This window comes from Porphyrobacter sp. CACIAM 03H1 (assembly GCF_002215495.1).
In the GTDB taxonomy this organism is placed as follows: Bacteria; Pseudomonadota; Alphaproteobacteria; order Sphingomonadales; family Sphingomonadaceae; genus Erythrobacter.
The window spans coordinates 1,219,430-1,239,355 of the sequence record NZ_CP021378.1; the positions used below are offsets into that span (position 1 = coordinate 1,219,430).

Below are 19,926 nucleotides of genomic sequence, written 5' to 3' on the forward strand. Positions count from 1 at the left end.
AGACCCCCCGCCCCGCCTCCCCACCCGGCCACCATAGCCTGATGGTATCATTGGTGGCCGGGTGGGGAGGCGGGGCGGGTGGTCTGCGGGCCCCGTCAGGGGCCCCGCAAATCAACCGTGCGCGCCAAATTCGTTGGCGATGGCGGTGCTGATCCGCAGCGATAGTTCCTGCGCCCGCGAAATCGGCGTCATGAAGTCGCGCTCGATCGCGCCGTAGCCTTCCTCGCCGCCGTCCGGGTAGTCGGAGGGTTCATCGAGCGGGAAGTCGCGCGGCCCCGGAATGCGCACCGGGAAGGCGCGGCGCAGCTGGGCGAGGGCCTCGTCGACCCGCAAGGTCATCACCATCTCGATCACGTCGCGGCGGCTGATGTCGTTGGCGCGGCTGAAGGCGGGGACCGCGACGGCCTTGAGGAACATGTGCTGGAGCAGCGCCAGCCGCAGTGCCTGGAGCACGCCGATCCGGCGGCGCACCTGCTCGCGCGCCCCGTCGGGCACCTCGTCCGGCAGGAGATCGGTCAGCCGGTGAAGCTTGATCGCGTCGATCCTGAGGCGCGAGGCGAGGCGGCGGAACACGCCCGTGCGATCGTCCCCCACCAGATATTCCGCCAGCGCGGCGCAGGGGCCGGCGATGTGATCCTCGGTCCCGCGATAGGTGCGGCTCGCCCAGTAGGCCGAATTGAACAGCTCGCCATAGGCCGCCACGGTCTTGATGCTGGCGAGCGCATTGGCCGCGCGCACCAGCCGCATGATCTGCCGCCCGCGCGCGGATTCCGTCAGCAGGGCGGCGATTTCCTCGCGGGTTCCCTCTGCTGCGCTGCCGATCCCGGCGATGACGTTGACGGGGTAGCCGAGCTGCTGGAGGATCGCGTTGTGCGGGATGGCGCGGATCTGGCGCAAGCTCATCTCGCGGTCGGCGTTGATGTCGCTCTGGCGGCGAGAGACGCGGCTGCCGGTGGGGTTCAAGAGGCCCAACCCGAAGGCTGTCACCGCGCGGGCATAGGTGCGGCTGGCGAGGTGATCGCCCTGATGCTCCTTGATCGCGCGGTAGAAATCGAGGCTGAGGTCGGTGCGGTGGTAGAAGGGGTCGGCGGGCGCGGCGAGATCGGCTTCCGCCGGGCGCAGTTCGGCGATGCGGGTGAGGGTGGCGAGCGCGAGTTCGGGTGTGGCGAAGAACAGGTAGCCGTCGCCGCCCTGGAAGCTGACTTCGGGTTCCAGCCGGATGCCCGCCCGGGCAAAGCGTCGCCGCGCCCAGGGCGACAGCGGCCATTCGAGCCGGTCGGCAAAGCTGGCGGGATGGGCACCGCGGCCCATGCTCTCGCCGTGGGTGTTGAACACCAGCGCGGCGATATCGCCGAGGCCGTTCGCCGCCATCGCCTCGGCAAGGCGGCCCTGGAGGCGCTCGATCGCGAGGCTCGCCGGGATCTGCCCGACGAAGCGGCCCGCGTCGGAAAAGCCCGTCTGCACCGCCACCCGCCCGCGTCTGCGCGCATAGTCGCGGTAGGCCGGCTCGGCGAGCAGCGCGTCGAGGAACCGCCCGCCGTGCTCCAGCGCGCGCTCGGTCTCGAACAGGGGCGATACGTCGACCTTGTCCGCCACTCCGAACAGCTTGGCAAAATAGAGCGCGGCGAGCACGGTCGCGGGCTGTTCGCACTCGGCCACCAGCATCCGGATCGGCGCGTCGGCGTCGATGTGCTTGAGGATCTGCGCCATCGCCAGGAACTGGCGGATCGCGGTCGAGCTTTCGGTGGCGAGCGCGGCGAAATTGGTGCGCAGCGTTGTCGCTTCATCGACCAGTCGTCGCAGGGTCATCAGCGCGCCCTTGCTGGCGAGATCGATGCCCTCGTCGTCCTCGCCCAGCCGGCGGCGGATGGCGTTGTGGAGCTGCTTGGCGTTCACGCGGAAGTGGATCCAGCCCATGCCCAGCCCGTCGGCACGCATCGCGGCGGCGAGGGTGAGCAGGCGGATGGCGCGTTCAGGTTGGGCGGTTTGCGCCTCGTCCTCCAGTGCGGCGATCAGCGGCGCGAGGGTGAGGAGGTTGTCCGCGTTCGGCGTGGTCAGGCGGTTGGCGGCGGCGGCGAGCGCCTCGGCCCCGGAGAGATCGCCCGCGAAATCCCCGGCCCGCGCGGCGGCAAAGGCGGCGGCGGGGCGCAGGGTCGCGAGCAGCGCGTGGGCCGGGTCGAGCGACTCAAGGCTGGCGGTGTAGCGCGCCAGCCGCTCGGCCTTTTCCTGAAGGCGGAAGGCGATTGAAGTGTGCCAGCCGATGTCGGTGCGCCCGTCCATGTCGTAGCCGACCCAGCTGGCGAAGCGGAAGGGCAGGGGGCGAAGCCCGCGCCAGTCCCCCGGCCAGCGGGTGCGCGCTTCCTCGAGCAGCCGGGTGACGATCACGTCGCGCGCGTCCTGCGCCCGGGCCATTGCGGCCATGGCCGCGCGGTGCTCGTGGACCAGCGTCACCGGCTCCCGCGCGGCAGGCACGGCGCAGGCGGCCTCGTCGACCTCGCCCGGCGCGGAGGCGGCCCGCGCCACCGCCTCGCTCTGCGCGGGGGTGAGCAGGAAGGTCGGATGGGCGGTGAAGACGGCGTGCAGCTGCGGGCGTTCCCAGCGCGCGGCAAAGGCGGCGAAGTCCTCGTCGTCTCCTGCCGTGGGCACCGGCGTGGCGGGCGGGGCAAGCAGGGCGCGCAGCCGGCGCGCCCGCGCCTTCAGCCCGTCGCATTCGAGTTCGGCGACCAGCGCGGCGACATCGTCGAGACTGGTCTCGCCCGCCTCCAGCGCCCGCGACAGATCGAGCGAGAGCTGGAACACCGGGTTGAACAGCGGCGTTTCCCGCGTGCGCTGGTGCAGCTCGCCGAGCCGCGCCTCGAGCGCCGCGACCGACTTCACGCGCCCGCCCCGTGTTCGGAGGCGAAGGCGGCGGCCGCGCCGAACAGGCCGGGTTGCGGGTGGACGATCAGCTTGACGGGAATGTTCGCCATCAGGCTTTCGAACCGGCCCTTGGCCTTGAAGCGCGCGGCGAAGCCCGAATTGAGCAGGGTATCGCGGATGCGGTAGCCGAGCCCGCCGGCGATCACCACGCCCGCAAAGCCGCCCTGCGCCAGCGCCAGATCCCCCGCGACCGAACCCAGCGACAGGCAGAAGCGGTCTACCGCCGCCGCCGCGAGGCTGTCCTCGCCGCTGGTGCCGAGGTTCCAGATATCGATCGCGTCGCGCTCGGGCTCGGTGCGGTGCTCAAGCGCGGCGAGCGCCTGGTAGATGTCGACGATGCCGGGGCCTGCCACCACGCGCTCCACCGAAACGCGGTTGTGGCGGCGGCGCAGGCGGGCGAGGATCGCGTCCTCGATCGAATCGAGCGGGGCGAAGTCGATATGCCCGCCCTCGGTCGCCTGGACGCGGTAGTGCGTGCCCGAGCGGTAGAGATGCGCGACGCCCAGGCCGGTGCCCGGGCCGATCACGCTGATCGTGCCCTCGCGCCCCAGCGGCGCATCCGGTCCCGCAAGGTGCAGGAACTGGCTGTCCTCGGCCCGAGCGACGGCATGGGCGACCGCGGCGAAATCGTTGACGATGGTATAGTGCGGGGCGCCCAGTTTCTCCGGGATCAGCGCCGGGCGGATGATCCATGGGTTGTTGGTGAAGCGGATCACCGGATTGGGGTTGCCGGGGGTCCCCACCGGTCCGGCGATCGCCATGCTCACCGCATCCGGCAGGCTGCCGCCCTTGCGCGCGCGGAAGGCTTCCCACGCGGTCTGGAAGCTGGCGTGATCGGCGGTGTGGAGCGTTTCCGGCTCGTCGAGGCTGATCGCGCCGTCACCGCCTATGCTGGCGATCGCGAAGCGCGCGTGGGTTCCGCCGATATCGACCACCACCAGATCGCGCATCATCATCTCCCCTTGCCGTTCATGAGCGGCGCGGGTGTAGCAGGCGGCGCGCGGGAATCCCACGCGCCGCATACTTATTCAAATCGGCCGTCTTACTTGACGCCCATTTCCTTCAGCAGGTGATCGGCACCGTCGACCTTGTCCATGGTCCACAGCATGAAGCGGCTGTCGACGTGGATCGTGCGGTTGATCTTCGGATCGTACATCCAGTCCGACACCACGCCCTCGATCGTCCCGTCGAAGGCGAGACCCACGAACTCGCCCTTGGCGTTGAGCGTCGAGGAGCCCGAGTTGCCGTTGGTGATGTCGACGGTCGAGAGATAATCGACCGGCAGCGTGCCCAGCGCAGGCGCGACATACTGGCCGTAGTCCTTCGCCTTGATCAGCTCGATCATCTTGTCCGGCGCATCGAATTCGCCGCGACCCGTGTGCTTGGCGACGATGCCCTCGGCGGTGGTGAAGGGCGTCCAGATCTGCCCGTCGACCGCCTTGCCCGTGACCTTGCCATAGGTGAAGCGCAGCGAGCCGTTGGCGTCGGGATACATGGTCTTGCCCTGCGATGCCGCATAGGCGAGGCGCGCTTCCATCACCTTGGAGCGGGCCTTCTGGACATGGCCCGAACGCGCCTTGTCCTCGGCTTCGCCCTGCATCGCCTCGTCATAGGTGGCCACCGCGAGCTGGATGAAGGGATCGCTGGACGCCTTGAAGTCGGCCGGGGTCTTGTTCATCCATTCGAGCCGCTTGGCGGTGTTGCCGAGCTCGGTCGTGGCATAGAGCGAGGCGAGGTCGCGCCCTTCCATGAAGGCATCGAAGCTCTTGTTGCGGTCTTCGGCCGGCAGGGTGCGGTATTCGGCGATGCCGTCGGCCCACAGCTGCTGGTCGATGGCCTGCACGTAGCGGCGCTCGATGCGCTGCATGGCCTGCGTCATGAAGGCCTTGTCGCGGGCCTGATAGCCGGGTTCGCGGTCCTTGTCGGGCTTGGCCTGCTCGTTGGCCCAGCGGTAGAGCTGGCGCGCCGCGCCGTAGAGCTGGCCGCGACCAAGCATCCCGCGCTTGGCATCGGCGAGAGCGGCGGCGTTGCCCTCGGCGATCAGCTTGTCGAGTTCGGCCAGCGCCGTGCCATACTGCGCCTCGCGCTTGGGATCGGCCTTGATCCAGGCGCGGAAGGCGTCCTCCTCGGCCTGCTTCTTGGCCACCAGCGAGATCGCCTCGGCGCCCGCCATCTGCCCGGCGATCTTCTTCTCGTAGTTCTCCACGCCCTGAAGCGTCGCGGCATAGGCGATGGTCGCGGCCTGATTGCCCGCGGTCAGCTCGTCAATGCGGTCGCCATATTCGGCCAGCATCCGCTGCTGGTAGGGGTAGAGTTCCTCGTAGTAGAAGCGCGCTTCCTCGGCGCTGCGCAGGCGTTCGGTGGTGCCGGGGAAGCCGGCGACCATCACGAAGTCGCCTTCCTTTACGCCTTCCTTGGCGATCGGCAGCCAGGCCTTGGGCTTGAAAGGCACGTTGTCCTTGCTGAACGCCGCCGACGAGCCGTCGGGGGCGACATAGGCGCGGTAGAAGGAGAAGTCGCCGGTGTGGCGCGGCCACATCCAGTTGTCCTTCTCGCCGCCGAAATTGCCGACCCCGCCCGCCGGGGCATAGACGAGGCGGACGTCCTGGATCTCGAGCTGCTGCTGGAGCCAGTACTGCGCCCCGCCGAAATAGGCGCGCACGTCGCAGCGGCGGTTGGCCTGCTTCTCGCACGCCTCGATCAGCGCGGTGCGGTTGGCCTGGAGGCGGTCATAGCGCGCACGGCCTTCGAGCTTCTCGGCGCCCTTGAGCACGTCGGCGGTGACGTTGCGCAGGTCCTCGATCACGTAGACCCGGCTGCCGGGCGCGGCGGGCAGTTCGTCGCCCAGCGTCTTCGCGAGGAAGCCGTTGGTGAGGTAGTCGTTCTCGGGCGAGGAATTGTACTGGAGCGATCCGGCGACGCAGTGGTGGTTGGTCGCCACGAGACCTTGCGGCGAGAGGAACGCGGCCGAACAGCCCCCGAGCGAGGCGATCGCGGTCAGCGGCGGACGCTGGAGATCGCCGAGGGTCTGCGCGTCGAGTTCGAGGCCGGCGGCCTTCATGTCCTCGGCGATCGCGCCGGTCTGGCTCGGCAGCCACATGCCCTCGTCGGCGTGCAGGGCGGCGGGCGCGGACAGCATCAGGGCGGAGGCCCCGGCCAGCAGGAACTTCTTCATCGGTGGACTTACCTCTCTCGCATGGATTGCCGCCCCTTTTGCGGGGCGAATGGCCCGCCTGTTAGGGCAGATGGACGGGCGGCGGAAGGGGCGATTGCCGGCTTTCGACGAACGACCGGCTGGCCGGATTGAGCACCAGCAGCAGCCGCGCGCCGCCGTCGGTCCCGATGATCGGCGGAGAGCGGTGGATCGCGGGACGCTCGGCGGAGAGCTTGCCCTTGAACAGGCCGACGTCGAAGGGCGCGAGCCGATTGATGCGCTGCGGCTCGCCCCCGGCGGCGACACGGTCGGCATCGGCGTCGTCGAGCCATTGCGTGCCCTCGCCGACATAGGTGGTGATCAGGCGGGCGGTGACGTAGTCGGCGTGGAACTTGCGGCAGGAATCGGTGCGCACGACCTCGAGCCGCAGCTCGAAGGTGGCAAGGTCCATGCCATCGCAGAACAGGTGCGCCAGCTGAGCGGCATCCTCTGCCAGCGCGCCATGCAGCGCCGCATCGCCGGCAAAACCATTGGCCGCAAGTGCCTCGGCAAGGATGGCGGGCAGGCCATCGGGATCGCTCGTGAAGCGCAGGTCGTTGGGGGTGCCGCCGGTCAGCGGGGTGAAATCGGCAAAGGCGCGCCGCTGCCAGATCGCGAGATTGCAATCGGGATCGCGGATCGCGGCGAGGATGGCGGGGTTGTCGGCAGAGCGCGCGGGTTGATCGAGCAGTGTGGCCATTTGCGGTTGCGACCCCGGGGCTGAAATTGGTGATACGTTGTAACATTCAACTATCCGCTGGATTGACCGGAGGCAAGCCCCGCCCGGCAAAAGCCTCTTGCGAGTGATTATCATCTCGGCCATGAGGCTGGCCGACAGACTTTCCGCCAACCAAGGACACCTCCCGCCATGAACACCACGCTCAAACTCTGGACCCAGCTCGGCCTCGGCACGGCGCTCGCGGGCGGCCTGCTCGCGGCCTGCGGCGGCGAGGCCGGGGGCGAGGCGGGTGCCACTGGCGAGGCCGGGGGCGAGAGCGCGGCGGTCGCCGGTGAAGGCGAAGGCGGCGCTGGCGGCGAGGGTGAGGGCGCGGTCGGCGCGGGCGGCGAGGGCGAGGGCGGCGTTGCCACCGCCGATGCCGCCAAGGACCCGGTCGCCTACGGCATCGCGCTCGCCGTGGCCGAGGCCCACGTGGTCGCCGCGCGCGATGCCTATGCCGCGGGCAAGAAGGACGCGGCCGCCGAGATGTTCGCCCACCCGGTGAGCGAGGTGCTGCTCGACATGGACCCGGCCTTCACCGCGCTCGGCGTTGCCGACGTGAAGCCGCTGTTCACCGCGGCGTCCGATGCCGCGCTGGCAGGGAAGCCCGTCGCCGAGGTGAACAAGGCCTATGACGCGATCATCGCCGCGCTCAGGGCGGCCGAGGCCAAGGCGCCGAAGTCCGATGCCAGCGCCGCCAAGGTCTCGACCGCGGTCGTCGCCGACATGATCGAGCGGGCGAGCGCGATGTATCGCCAGCTGCCCAAGAACGATGCCTACGAGCCCTATCTCGACGGCTACGGCTTCGCCACGGTCGCCGCGAGCGCTTTTGCCGCCGACAGCGCCGCGATCAAGGCCGGGAATCCTGCCGCCCATGCCCGCATCACCGAGGCCCTCGCGCTTCTGAAGCAGGCCTATCCCGGCGCCGCGCGTCCCGCGAAGCTCCCGGCCGAGCCGGGTGCCCTTTCCGGCGCCTCGGCCAAGGTGATGCTCGCCGCGGCGAACTGACCGCCGGGCAGCGGGCCAGCGGGCGCGCTGCAAACGGTTTCATTTTGTCCAAACGCGACAAACTGCACGACAGCCCCCGGCGCCGTGCGCTGTGCGCTTGTGTTTGCTGCAAGCCCGAGTAGTCTTGCAGATACGAGGGGTCGTCGGTTGTCCAGGTGCGTGGTGGGAGCGCGTTGCCGGGGCAGCTGCAAATGCAAAGTCACGCCACGCCACGCCAACGGCCGATGAGCCGCCGCGCGGCGAATCGGCCGTTTTTGGGGGGGACATTTGCCGGACGCACTCATCAGCCTGCCTGAAGTGCAGCTCCGTTCGCGCGAGACCCGGTGCAGGCGCGGCTTGCGGCGGACCATCCTCGCCGCGAGCGCCGCCATCGCCCTAGCGCCCACCCCGGTCCTCGCGCAGGCGCTGCCGATTACCCCGCCCAACCGCAGCGACCTCGTCCCGCCCGACCAGCGCGCGCCCGAGCGCGCCGTGACGCTCACGATCGACGGCGATTTCGAACGCGCGCCCTGCGCCCTCGACCGGCCCGACTTCGCGGATATCCGCTTCACCGTGCAGGGCGCCGCCTTCGCCGGGCTCGACCGGGTCCCCGGGCTCTCGCTCGATGAAGCCTATGCCGGCTATGTCGGTCGCGAGCTGCCGGTTTCGGTGCTGTGCGACATCCGCGCCGAGGCCAATGCCCTGCTGCGCGGCAAGGGCTATCTCGCGACGGTCGAGATTCCGGAGCAGAGCCTTGCCGACGGAATCCCCGATTTCAACGTGGTGTTCGGGCGCCTGACCTCGGTCCGGGTGCGCGGCGATGCCGGCCCCTCGGAGCGCGTGGTGGCGGGCTACCTCGAGAAGCTCACCGCCGCCGAGGTTTTCAACATCGAGGAGGCCGAACGCTACCTCCTGCTCGCAGACGACCTGCCGGGCATGGACGTGCGCCTCTCGCTTCGTCCGGCAGCGGGCGGCGCGCCGGGCGATCTGGTGGGCGAAATCGCGGTTGTCCGGCGGCGCGGGATGCTCGATCTCAACCTCCAGAATCTCGGCTCGCGGGCGATCGGCCGGTTCGGCGGGGTGCTGCGCGGCGAGCTCTACGATCTCACCGGCCTCGGCGACCGCACATCGGTCGCACTGTTCAGCACGCTCGACTTCGCCGAGCAGCAGACGGTGCAGCTGGCGCATGATTTCCGCATCGGCAGCGAGGGGCTGCGGCTGGGCGGGCAGGTGACCTGGAGCACGGTCAATCCCTCGGTCGGGCTTGCCGGCATCTCGGTGGATTCCGAGACCTGGTTCGCCAGCATCAACGCCAGCTATCCGCTGGTGCGCACGCGCCGGACCAGCCTGCAGGCCGCAGCCGGGTTCGACTACATCGACCAGGACGTGTCGCTCAACGGCTTCGGCCTCACGCGCGACAGGGTGCGGATGGCCTATGCGCGCCTCTCGGGCGATGTCACCGACCGCGGATCGGTGCTGCGGGCCGGGGGCTATTCGCCCTACGAGCCCAAGTTCCGGCTCGATTACGGGATCGAGGTGCGACAGGGTCTCGACGTGATCGAGGCAAGCCCCGATTGCCGCCCCAACCTGCTCGGTTGCCTGTTCGGCGGAGCCACCCCGCCGAGCCGGATCGAGGCCGATCCCACGCCCCTGCTGCTGCGGCTCACCACGGGCATCGAATACCGGCCCGACCCGCTGCTGACCTTCGCGCTCGAGACGCAGGCGCAGATCACCGGCGACCCGCTGCCCGCCTTCGAGGAAATCGCCGCCGGCAATTTCTCGATCGGGCGCGGCTATGATCCGGGCGCGGTGCTGGGGGATTCGGGCGTCCTGTCCTCCTTCGAAATCCGCTACGGCTCGCTCGCGCCTGCCGACATGAACGGCTGGGCCTTCCAGCCCTACGTCTTCAGCGATGTCGCCTTCGTGTGGAACGAGGATCCCAGCCGCAAGCCGACCAACCCCGACAGGCTGTGGTCCGCCGGTGGCGGGCTCAGGGTGGCGTGGGGGCCGGGGCTGCAGGGCGACTTCGTGGTCGCCGTCCCGCTCGAACGCCCCGATCTGGCGCCCACCAAGGGCGATGTGCGCTTCCTGTTCTCTCTGACCGCCCGCCTGCTGCCCTGGAGATTCTGAGATGAGCCACGCTGCACTCAAGCGTTCGCGCCTGCTGGTCGGCTGCGGGAGCGCGGCGCTCGCGCTCGGTCTGCTGCTCGGGCCTGCACCTGCCGCGGCGCAAGGCATCCAGGCGGAACCGGCCGTGGTGCTCGGCAATGCCGCGATCGAGAACACCAGTCCGACCGATACCGTCATCGAGGTCCGGACCCCGACGGTCGTGATCGACTGGACGCCCAACGAAGACCAGTTCGGCAACGCGCTGGATTTCATTCGGGCCGGGGCGACGGCGACCTTCATCAACCCGCAAGGGCCCCAGATGGCGGTCCTCAACCGTATCCTGCCCAGCACCAACGGCAACATCGCGGTGATCGACGGCGCGGTGATCGGCCGGATCACCACCGCCGCCGGGCTGACCCCGGGCGGCACCATTGCCTTCTATTCGCCCACCGGCCTGCTGATCGGCGGCACCGCCACCTTCGATGTCGGCAGCCTGATGCTGACCACGCTCGATGCCACCAACACCGGCTTCCAGAACTTCGCCGAGCAGGGCGCCAACCTCACCCTCACCGGCGCGCAAGGATCGACCGCGCGCATCTCGATCGCCCCGGGCGCGCAGATCACGGCGACGCCTGAGAACGCCTTCTTCGCGGTGGTCGCCGCCGACGTCGAGATGCGGGGGATCGCGCGGATCAACGGCAGCCACGCCTATGTCGCGGGCGAGGTGGTCAATCTCAGCTTCTCGAACGGCCTGTTCGACATCTCGGTGCCGGTCGGGACGGCGGCGGCGGGCGAGGCGGTGACGCTCGACGGCACGGTGGGCGGGCCCTCGAGCACCGGCAACCTCAACGACAACCACATGATCTACGCCGTGGCGCGCGCCGCGGCGGACCCGATCAGCATGCTGTTCCGCGGCAATCTCGGCTTCGATCCGGCGCAGGCGGCGGGCGTGGTCAATGGCGAGATCATCCTCTCGGCCAACTACAACGTGTCCGGCCGGACCGTGAACGGCGGCACCATCGCCGACGGGGCCAACGCGCGCTTCGCCGGCAACGCGGCGCTGACCAATGTGCGCGCCGACATCAATATCGAGGATTTCACCGCCTCGAGCCGGCTGCTGGCGATCGGCACCCATTCGGTGCGTGCCGCCGCGATCGGGGCGGCGAGTTCGGTGGCGGGCAATCTCCAGCTCGTCGGCCGCGAGCAGGCGCTGCTGACCGCCGAAAACGGGTTCGGCCTCACCGTTGCGGGCGAGGTGCTGGTCGATGCCCGCGCCTATGGCCAGGTCGGTTCGGTCCTGCTGCCCAACGCGATCGATGCCGTGGCCGGCATCGCGCGGATCGAGGCGCTGGGGGGCGGCACCCTCACGCTCAACAACCGGGTCTTCGTCACCGCCGATGCGCAGGCCGGGGCCAATGCCGTCCAGCTGATCGCGGGCCGGGCGCAGGCGGGGCAGGCGCTGGTCGGGGCGACCGGCGGCACGATCAATATCGCCGGCGAGACGACCATCAGCGCGCGGGCCTTCGGCACCAATGTCGGCGGCATCCTGACCGGCGCCGAGGCGCGCGGCGGGGTGGCGCAGCTGTTCGCTTCGCAGGGCGGACAGATGACGGTCGGCCAGAACCTGCTGATTACAGCCGCCGCACTTGCGGCGCAGAGCGATCTCGCCAACCCGTCGACCGTTTCTAACAGCTTCGGCGGCAACGCTGCGATCCGGGTGTTCGGCGGCGGCGGCACGATCAATGTCGGCGGCACTGCGCAGCTCGACGCGAATGCCTTCGCCGGCGCTGCCAACGCGACCGGCGGCGGCGCGCTGGCCGATGCGGGCGAGGCGGGCGTGTCGGTCGATGGGGCGGGCACGGTGGTGTTCGCCAGCAGCCTGGAACTGTCGGCTAATGCCTTCGGGGGCAACAACGGCAACGGGCAGGGCGGGCAGGCGCTCGGAGGGGCCTCGCGCCTGCTGGTCAACGGCACCGGCGCCTCGGTCACCGTCAACGGCAATTTCGCCGCGACCGCGCGGGCGGAGGCCGGGAACGGGACGAGCGGCGGCGACGGCTTCGGCGGCATTGCGGGCGCGAATGCCGTGGTCGGCACGATCGCGATAAACGGCACGGCCCTCGCCAATGCCGAGGCGCTCGGCGGGGCGGCGAATTTCGGCTTCGGCGGCAATGGCGGGCTGGGGCGCGGCGGCAACGCCTTCTTCCAGGCCGACGGCACGCTGGCCGAGGCTGCGCGGGTCACCATCACGGGCGCGGCAACGGCCATCGCCAACGGGACCGGGGGCGCGGGCGGCGCCGTCAATGCCGCGCTCGGCACCCCGGCCGGACGCGGCGGGGACGGGATCGGCGGGCAGTTCACCGTGCCCAACCAGGCCGATCCGACCCGCAACAGCGGCGCCTTCATCCTCGCGGGCGGCGACAACGGGACGATCGAGGTCGGCGGCGATGCGGTCGCCACGGCGACCGGTATCGGCGGACGCGGCGGGGCCGGCACCAGCGTGATCGCAGGTGGCCTCGGCGGCAATGGTTTCGGCGGGCTGGCGCAGGTCGGGCTTGCCCTGCTGGGCCAGAACGGCTCGCTCGGCCAGGGCATCGCGCGCTTTGCCAACCTGCGCGCGGAGGCCGACGGGATCGGCGGTTCGGGCGGGTTTGCGCTCAACGACTTTCCGGAAGGCCCGGGGGGCAACGGCACGGGCGGCAGCGCCCTGATGACGGTGCGCGCGGGCGACATCACCGCAAACCAGGTCGAGTTGCGCGCCGTTGGCACGGGCGGGGACGGCGTGGGGGCCGGATCGGGCACCGGGGGCACGGCATCGGTGCTCGGCTCGCTCGGCGGAACCTTGACCGCCACCGGGCTGAACGTGCTTGCCGGAGGTGTCGGCGGGGCGGCAGTTCTCGGTGGCGCAGGCGGCAACGGCATCGGCGGACGTGCGGCGATCGAGGGCGACGGGATCACCGTCACCATCAACGGCAATGCGCTGATCGATGCCACCGCGACCGGCGGCGCGGCCGAACTTGGCGCAGGCGGCAACGGCACCGGCGGGCAGGCTCTTGTCGCCACCGTCACCCCCGCCAACGGCGGCGCGGTGACGATCACCGGCCATGCCCAGGTCTTCGCCAACGGCGACGGGGGCGCGGCCAATGGCGGCGCCTTCGCGGGCGGCACGGGCACCGGCGGCCTTGCCTATCTCGATGCGCTGGGCGGCGGCACCATCACGCTCGGCTCGGCGCAGGTCCATGCGGTCGGACGCGGCGGCGTGTCGCAGATCCACAAGGGCGGCGACGGCATCGGCGGCACGGTCCGGCTCAATGCCGGCGGCACCGGCAGCCGGTTGACGATCCAGAACAACGTCCCGGGCGGCTTCGGCAATGCCCTCGGCGGGCTCACGGTCGCCAGCGCCAACGGCCTCGGGGCGGTGACTGTCGGCGGCGACGGGATCGGGGGCCTCGGACGCGGCGGAACGCTCGACCTGATCGCCGCACAGGGCGGCACCCTGACCCTGCCGGTCGGCACCCCTACATCCTATTTCGCGCGCGGCTTCGGCGGCAATTCGTCGGCGCAGGGAGGCACGGGCGGGGCGGCGTTCGGCGGCACGGCCGCGATGACGGTCGACGGCGGAACGATGGTGGCCGGAAGCGCGACCCTCTCGGCTTTCGCGCAGGGCGGCGCCTCGGCCGATCCCGCACGCAACATCACCGGCGGCAATGCGACCGGCGGCACCCGGAGGATCCGCGTCATAAACGCCGGCACGCTGTCGATGGAGGGCAATGGCGGCGGCGCGGGTGCGCAGGGCGGCAACGGCTCGGGCACCGGCAATGGCGGCGATGCGCTGGCCGGATCGGTGCTGATGGAGGTGATCAACGCCACCGCCAATCTTTCCGGCAACTTCATCCTGTTCAACCAGTCTGCCGGCGGCAATGGCCAGCGCGGCGGGAACGCGAGCGGCGGGACGATCTTCCTCAACGCGACCAATGCGCAGATCAATCTCGCGCCGGGCGCTTCGGGGCCGGGGGCGCTCACGCTCAGCAACGCGATGCAGGGCGGGCAGGGTGTCGTCGCGGGCGGCGATGCGGCGGGCGGGACAGTCACCGCCACGATCACCGGAACGCAGATCGGCGGGGGCCGGCTCGACTTCACCCAGACCGCGACCGGCGGCAATGCCGTGGCGGCGACCGGCACCGGCGGCAACGCGACCGGCGCGACGCTGGCTGCGACTTTCACCAATTCGACCCTCAACCTTGCGGGCGAGGTCGTGTTCGCGGCCGATGCGCGCGGCGGGGTCGGCGGGACGGCGGGCACCGGCGGAAGGGCGACGGGCGGCACGTCCGACATCAACCTCGTCGGCACGATCGCCAACATCGTCGCCGACCAGCAGGGCAATCCCGGCATCCTTCGGGTGCGGGCGCAGGCCAATGGCGGCACCGCCGGGCAGACCGGCAACGCCACCGGGGGTCGCGCTCTGCTCGGTCTCAACGGCGCGACGCTGACGGCGAACGTGATCGACATCGACGCCCGCGCGCTCGCCACCACCGCCACGCCCGACCAGATCGCCGGGGCCGCAGCGGGGGGCGAGGCGCTGCTCAATCTCGCGGGCCTCACGCAGGTGACGGCAGGCCAGCTGCAAGTCACCGGCCTCGCCGAGACCTCGCAGGCCGGCAGCGCGACCGGCGGGAGGGCCGTGATCGAGGCGCTGACCGGCAGCACGGCAACCCTCACTGTCGGCCAGATCACCGCCTCTGCCGACGCCATCACCGGCGCGAACGCCACCGGAGGCATCGCCGGCACGACGCAGGGCGGCCAGGCGCTGGTCGGCGCGAGCGGCGGCAATCTCACCATCACCGGCACCGTCCAGGCGACGGCGCGCGGGGTGGGCGTCGCCGCCAGCGACGTCGTGACCGGGGCAGCCGCGCGCGGCGGTAATGCCCAGCTCAGGGCCCAGCAGGGCGGCAACGTCACCCTCAACGGCAATCTCACCCTCGATGCCAGCGCGACCGGATCGCGCGGTTCGCTGACCGGTGCCTCTAGCGTCTCCGATACCTTTGGCGGCAATGCGCAGATGCTCGTGCTGGCGGGCGGCGGATCGCTGACGATCAACGGCAATGCCACGGCCAATGCCAGCGCGCGCGGGGGCAGCTCCAACAACGCCGGGGCGGGCTCCCTTGCCGATGCCGGCGTGGCGATCGCCAATGTCGAGGGCGCGGGCACGGGCACGATCGACGTGACCGGCCTGCTCACGCTCAGCGCCCAGGCACAGGGCGGCGAGAATGCGGGCGGCACCGGCGGGGTGGCGCTGGGCGGGCGCGCCTCGACGACGACCTTCGCGGGCGGGACCATCCGGCTCGGCAGGCTCAGTGCCGAAACGCTCGCGACGGGCGGCAATGGCCGCACCGGCGGCAATGCCTTCGGCGGGATCGCCGGAGCGAACGCGATCATCGGCGAGATCGCGATCAACGGCCGGGCCTTCGCCGGGACCGAGGGCGTGGGCGGCGACGCCACTTACGGGGTCGGCGGCACGGGCGGAAACGGCCGGGGCGGCAATTCCTTCTTCCAGGCCGACGGCAGCCTGACGCAGACCGCGCGGCTTTCGGTCACCGGCGATGCCATCGCCTTCGCGCAGGGCGTGGGCGGCAGAGGGGGCGCCGGGGATGCGGTCACTGCGGGGGGACGCGGCGGCGACGGGTTCGGCGGCGGGCAAGGCAATATCCCCAACCAGGCCGATCCGGCCTTCGGCAGCGGGGCCTTCATCCTCGCAGGCGGCGACAACGGCACGATCATCATCGGCGGTCAGGCGGTCGCGGTCGGCACGGCGGCAGGCGGGAACGGCGGCGCCGGCGGGACGGGCACGGCCGGCGGGCGCGGCGGCGATGCGTTCGGCGGTCTCGCCCAGGCGGGCCTTGCGCTGCTCGGCGGGACCGGCGCGGTCGGCCTCGGCTCGGCCCAGTTCGACCGGATGCTGGTGCAGAGCGATGCCTTCGGCGGCAATGGCGGGATCGGCGGCAGCCCGGCGCTGCGCGGCATCGGCGGCAACGCCGTGGCGGGCACCTCGGCTCTGACCGTGCGCGCCGGCCGGGTCAGCGCCAGCGGCAGAGCCGAGATCATCGCCAACGGCTCCGGCGGAAACGGCATCACGGGTGGAAACGGCACCGGCGGTTCCGCCGGGATCTTCGGCAGCCTCGGCGGCAGGCTCACCATGGCGCAGGTCGACGTAATTGCGAACGGCACCGGCGCGCAGTCCGAGGGCACCGGCAACGGCGGCATCGGTCGCGGCGGCGAGGCCTCCATCAACTTCTCGTCGCTGGACACCGCCTTCAGCCAGGACGTGCTGGTGGAAGCAAACGGCACCGGCGGACGGAGCGGCACGAGTGCGGCAAGCGTCGGGGGCAACGGGATCGGCGGCACGGCGCGGATCGGCACACTCGGCACGGCGACCGGGAGCGGTTCCATCACGGGCAATACCAGAGTGTTCGCCAACGGCACCGGCGGCGCGGTGCTGAACGGGGTGGCAGGCACCGGAGGCAACGGCACCGGCGGCCTGGCCGAGGCAATCGCCCGCAACGGCGGCCTGTCGCGCTTCGGCTCGCTGCAGGTCAGTGCCGGCGGACAGGGCGGACAGGGCACCTTGGGCGAATACGTGGGCGGCAACGGCTTCGGCGGCGCGGCCAGCCTGCTCGCCAGCGGCGCGGGCAGCCAGCTCGTCGTGCTGCGCAACACGCCCGGCAGTGCGGCCACGGTCCTGAACGAAGGGGCGATCCTCGGCGCGATGGGGCGCGGCGGCAACACCACCGGCGGCAACGGCATCGGCGGCAACGGCACCGGCGGGACCATCCTCGTCACCGCCCAGAGCGGCGGCTCGATCGCCCTGCCGGCCCAGCCCTTCAACGATCCGGGTACCATCGGCTTCAACCGCCTGTTTGCGCGCGGCTATGGCGGCGGGTCCTCGGTCGAGGGCGGCGCGGGCGGCACCGGCACCGGCGGCAATGCGCGGCTGGTGGTCGACGGCGGTACGCTGAGCATGGGCGAGACCGTGCTCTCGGCCTTCGGTCAGGGCGGCTCCTCGCTCGATCCTGCCCGCAACATTGCGGGCGGCGCCGGCTTCGGGGGCGAGCGACTCGTGCGCGCCATCAACGGCGGCGTCGCCAACCTCAACCTGATCGGCGGAGTCTCGGGCGGGCAGGGCGGCAACGGTTCGGGCACGGGCAACGGCGGCAATGCGACCGGCGGCACGGGGCTGGTCGAGGTCATCAACGCCACGCTCAACGTCACCGGCGAGCTTGCCGTGGTCGACCAGTCGACCGGCGGTACCGGCCAGCGCGGCGGCAATGCCGTGGGCAACGGGCCGAACGGCGGCCTGCGCTTCATCGCGACCGGCGCCACGATCAACATCACGCCCAATGCCAACGGCGTGGGCGGGATCTTCATGGGCGGCGTCACCGCGGGCGGCGAGGGCATCGTGGCGGGCGGCAGCGCGTCGGGGCCGGGCGTTACCCTCACGCTCGCCAACACGCAGATCAACGGCGGCACCATCCGCGTCGAACCGCTCGCGCAGGGCGGCGCCGCGACCGCCGCTACCGGCATCGGCGGCGCGGCGAGCGCGGGGCTGGTGAACGTCTCCATCACCGCTTCGAACCTCGCGCTGGCGGGAGAAAGCGTGATCCAGTCCGACGCGACCGGCGGAGCCGGCGGCGCGACCGGCGAGGGCGGTGCGGCGAGCGCCGGCACCGCAGACGTGATCGTGACCAACACGACGCTGGCGATCGCCGCGGCGGGGGCGGGACGGCCCGGCATCCTCAGGGTCCAGTCGCGCGCGACGGGCGGGCTGGCCGGACGGGTCGGCAACGCCGCCAGCGGGCTTGCGGTCCTCAGCCTCAACGGGACCACGCTCACGGCGGAGCAGGTGCTCGTCGCGGCCTCTGCTGCGGCGGGCGGCGCGACCGGGCAGACCGGCGGCGCGGCGACCGGCGGGCAGGCTCTGCTGGCGCTGGCAGGCGGCGGCACGGTCAATGCCCCGCAGATCGAGATCGCCGCCAACGGCCAGACCGCGGCGGGCGGCACGACGCGCGGCGGGACGGCCTCGCTCACGCTGGCCACCGGCAGCACCGCGACCGTGAACGCCGTACAGCTGCGCCTTCTGGCGAATGCCACCGGCGGCAACCCCGGCACCGCTGCCAACGGCGCGGGCCGCTTCCTCGTCGATGTCGGCGGCGGGAGCGTCAACGCGGGCAGCCTGACCGCGAGCGCCGACGGCGATGCCCTGATCGGCACCCCGGCGGCATCGGAACTGGCCGCACAGGGCGGCAATCTCAACGTCACCGGCACTCTCAACGCCGCCACCTTCGGCAACCTGCTGGTGCGCAGCGGGCAGGGCGCGGTGATCGGCAGCGCCGCCACGGCGCAGTCCGCCCCCGCAATCCAGCTCGACGCGCGCGGCACGATCGAGATCCGCAGCGACGGCAGCACGGCCGGCGGGCTCGGCGGACAGTCGATCACCCTGCTGGCAGGACGCTCGATCCTGCTGAACGGCAACCTGACGACGCGCGATGGCCCTGTCACGCTCACCGCCAACCGCGGCGGCGGACAGGCGCTGACCCAGCCCGCCGCCTCGGTCATCACCATGGCCCAGGGCAGCCGCATCGCCGCGGGCACGGGCACGGTCACGATGCGCCTGCTCGACGGGGCGGGCGATCCGCAGCGGACCAGCGGCGCGATCGAGCTCGCCGGGATTTCCGGCAGCCGGATCGACGTGCGCAACCAGGGCACGAGCCCCGGCAGCGACATCCGCGTGCTGGCGGGAGGCGTGCTCACCGCCTCGGGCACGGGCAGGGCGATCGACCTCGCCTCGCTCGGCGGCGAGGTCGTCAATCTCGCCGGCGATGCAGGGCTCGTGCTGACCGGCGGGGGGCACTACGGCATCTTCGCGGCTACGCCGACCGGATCGCAGATCGGCAGCTTCGCCAATTATGCCCGGCGCTACAACGTCGCGACGGCGACAGCCTACGATGCGCTCAACCCGGGGGGCAACTTCGCCGCCTTCCGCTTCGCGCCGGTGCTGACCGTCACCGCCAACAACGCCGCGCGGGTCTATGGCAATGCCAACCCGGCGTTCACGGCGAGCTTCGCCGGGTTCATGCCCGGCGACGGGATCGCGAACATCTCGGGCGCGCCGCAGCTTGGCACGTCGGCCACGGCGAGCTCGAATGTCGGAACCTTCGCGATCACCGCCGCGCTGGGAACGCTGCTGAGCGAGCAGGGCTACCAGTTCAGCTTCGCACCCGGGGTGCTGACCATCACCCCGCGCCCGATCACCGTGACGGCGAACAACCTGTCGCGCGTCTACGGCAACGCCAATCCGGCGCTGACCTTCACCGTCGGCGGGGCCGGGCTCGTCAACGGCGATCAGCTGGTGGGCGCTCTGGTGACGACGGCCGGACCGACCACGGGCGTTGGCATCGTCCCGATCACCCAGGGAACGCTGGCAGCGAGTGCCAACTACGTCCTGACCTTCGTCGCCGGACAGCTGACCATCACGCCGCGTCCGCTGACGATCACCGCGGCGAACCAGTCCAAGCTGTTCAGCCGTCCCGATCCGGCGCTGACCTTCACCATCGGCGGGGACGGCCTCGTCAACGGCGACCAGCTGACCGGGGCTCTCGCGCGCGATCCGGGCGAACTGCTTGGCCGCTACGTGATCCGGCAGGGCACGCTCACGGGCGGGGCGAACTACGCGATCACCTTCGCGCCGGGCGAGCTGACCATCAACCCGCCCCCGACCCCGCCGGAACTCGTGAACCCGACCGTGATCGATTCCCTCGCCGCCGGCTCCGACCCGGTGACCGCGAGCGAGGCGGAAGAGGAGGAACGCTTCGGCATGGACTTCCCCGAACAGCCCGATGCGCCGCTGATCTCGGAAGACCCGCTGCTCGACGATCCGGTGTCCAGCGGGGGAGATGCCTCGCTCTATGTGGGCGTCGGCGGGCCGCGCCCGGACGGCGGGGAGAGGTGA

General features: G+C 71.2%; 7 protein-coding genes. 3 read left to right on the forward strand and 4 right to left on the reverse strand.

The genetic code is table 11. From position 1 onward, the window contains the following. Positions 1-111: 111 nt before the first annotated feature. The 4 genes from CBR61_RS05890 to CBR61_RS05905 all read right to left on the reverse strand — a co-directional run bounded on the left by CBR61_RS05890 (position 112) and on the right by CBR61_RS05905 (position 6,812). Positions 112-2,877 carry a phosphoenolpyruvate carboxylase gene (locus tag CBR61_RS05890; protein ID WP_088913529.1) on the reverse strand — a complete coding sequence of 922 codons (2,766 nt, stop codon included), beginning with the start codon at positions 2,875-2,877 and terminating at the stop codon, positions 112-114. After that, positions 2,874-3,869: a glucokinase gene (locus CBR61_RS05895; protein ID WP_172836004.1), complete on the reverse strand. Its 996-nt coding sequence runs from the start codon at positions 3,867-3,869 to the stop codon at positions 2,874-2,876. Before CBR61_RS05895 ends, CBR61_RS05890 begins: the two co-directional genes overlap by 4 nt. Positions 3,870-3,961: 92 nt before the next feature. Further along, entirely contained in the window at positions 3,962-6,094 is a 2,133-nt protein-coding gene (locus CBR61_RS05900; protein ID WP_088913530.1) for a S46 family peptidase, read from the reverse strand. A 61-nt stretch (positions 6,095-6,155) separates the two neighbouring features. Then, on the reverse strand, positions 6,156-6,812 hold the full coding sequence (locus tag CBR61_RS05905; protein ID WP_157696513.1) for a DUF1826 domain-containing protein: 657 nt from the start codon (positions 6,810-6,812) through the stop codon (positions 6,156-6,158). Between the two features lie 168 nt (positions 6,813-6,980). Between CBR61_RS05905 and CBR61_RS05910 the strand changes: the two genes are divergently transcribed. The 3 genes from CBR61_RS05910 (at position 6,981) to CBR61_RS05920 (ending at position 19,926) form a co-directional block, all read left to right on the forward strand. Beyond that, positions 6,981-7,838 carry a hypothetical protein gene (locus CBR61_RS05910; protein WP_088913532.1) on the forward strand — a complete coding sequence of 286 codons (858 nt, stop codon included), beginning with the start codon at positions 6,981-6,983 and terminating at the stop codon, positions 7,836-7,838. 336 nt (positions 7,839-8,174) lie between these two features. Beyond that, a complete protein-coding gene (locus CBR61_RS05915; protein WP_233996879.1) occupies positions 8,175-9,947 on the forward strand; it encodes a ShlB/FhaC/HecB family hemolysin secretion/activation protein in 1,773 nt (590 codons plus the stop codon). Between the two features lies 1 nt (position 9,948). After that, positions 9,949-19,926: an MBG domain-containing protein gene (locus CBR61_RS05920; RefSeq protein ID WP_088913533.1), complete on the forward strand. Its 9,978-nt coding sequence runs from the start codon at positions 9,949-9,951 to the stop codon at positions 19,924-19,926.

Bases quoted from the DNA above. Each gene is read 5' to 3' on its own strand.
- CBR61_RS05910 (WP_088913532.1), top strand. From the start codon at position 6,981: ATGAACACCACGCTCAAACTCTGGACCCAGCTCGGCCTCGGCACGGCG.
- CBR61_RS05900 (WP_088913530.1), bottom strand. From the start codon at position 6,094: ATGAAGAAGTTCCTGCTGGCCGGGGCCTCCGCCCTGATGCTGTCCGCG.
- CBR61_RS05920 (WP_088913533.1), top strand. From the start codon at position 9,949: ATGAGCCACGCTGCACTCAAGCGTTCGCGCCTGCTGGTCGGCTGCGGG.
- CBR61_RS05895 (WP_172836004.1), bottom strand. From the start codon at position 3,869: ATGCGCGATCTGGTGGTGGTCGATATCGGCGGAACCCACGCGCGCTTC.
- CBR61_RS05905 (WP_157696513.1), bottom strand. From the start codon at position 6,812: ATGGCCACACTGCTCGATCAACCCGCGCGCTCTGCCGACAACCCCGCC.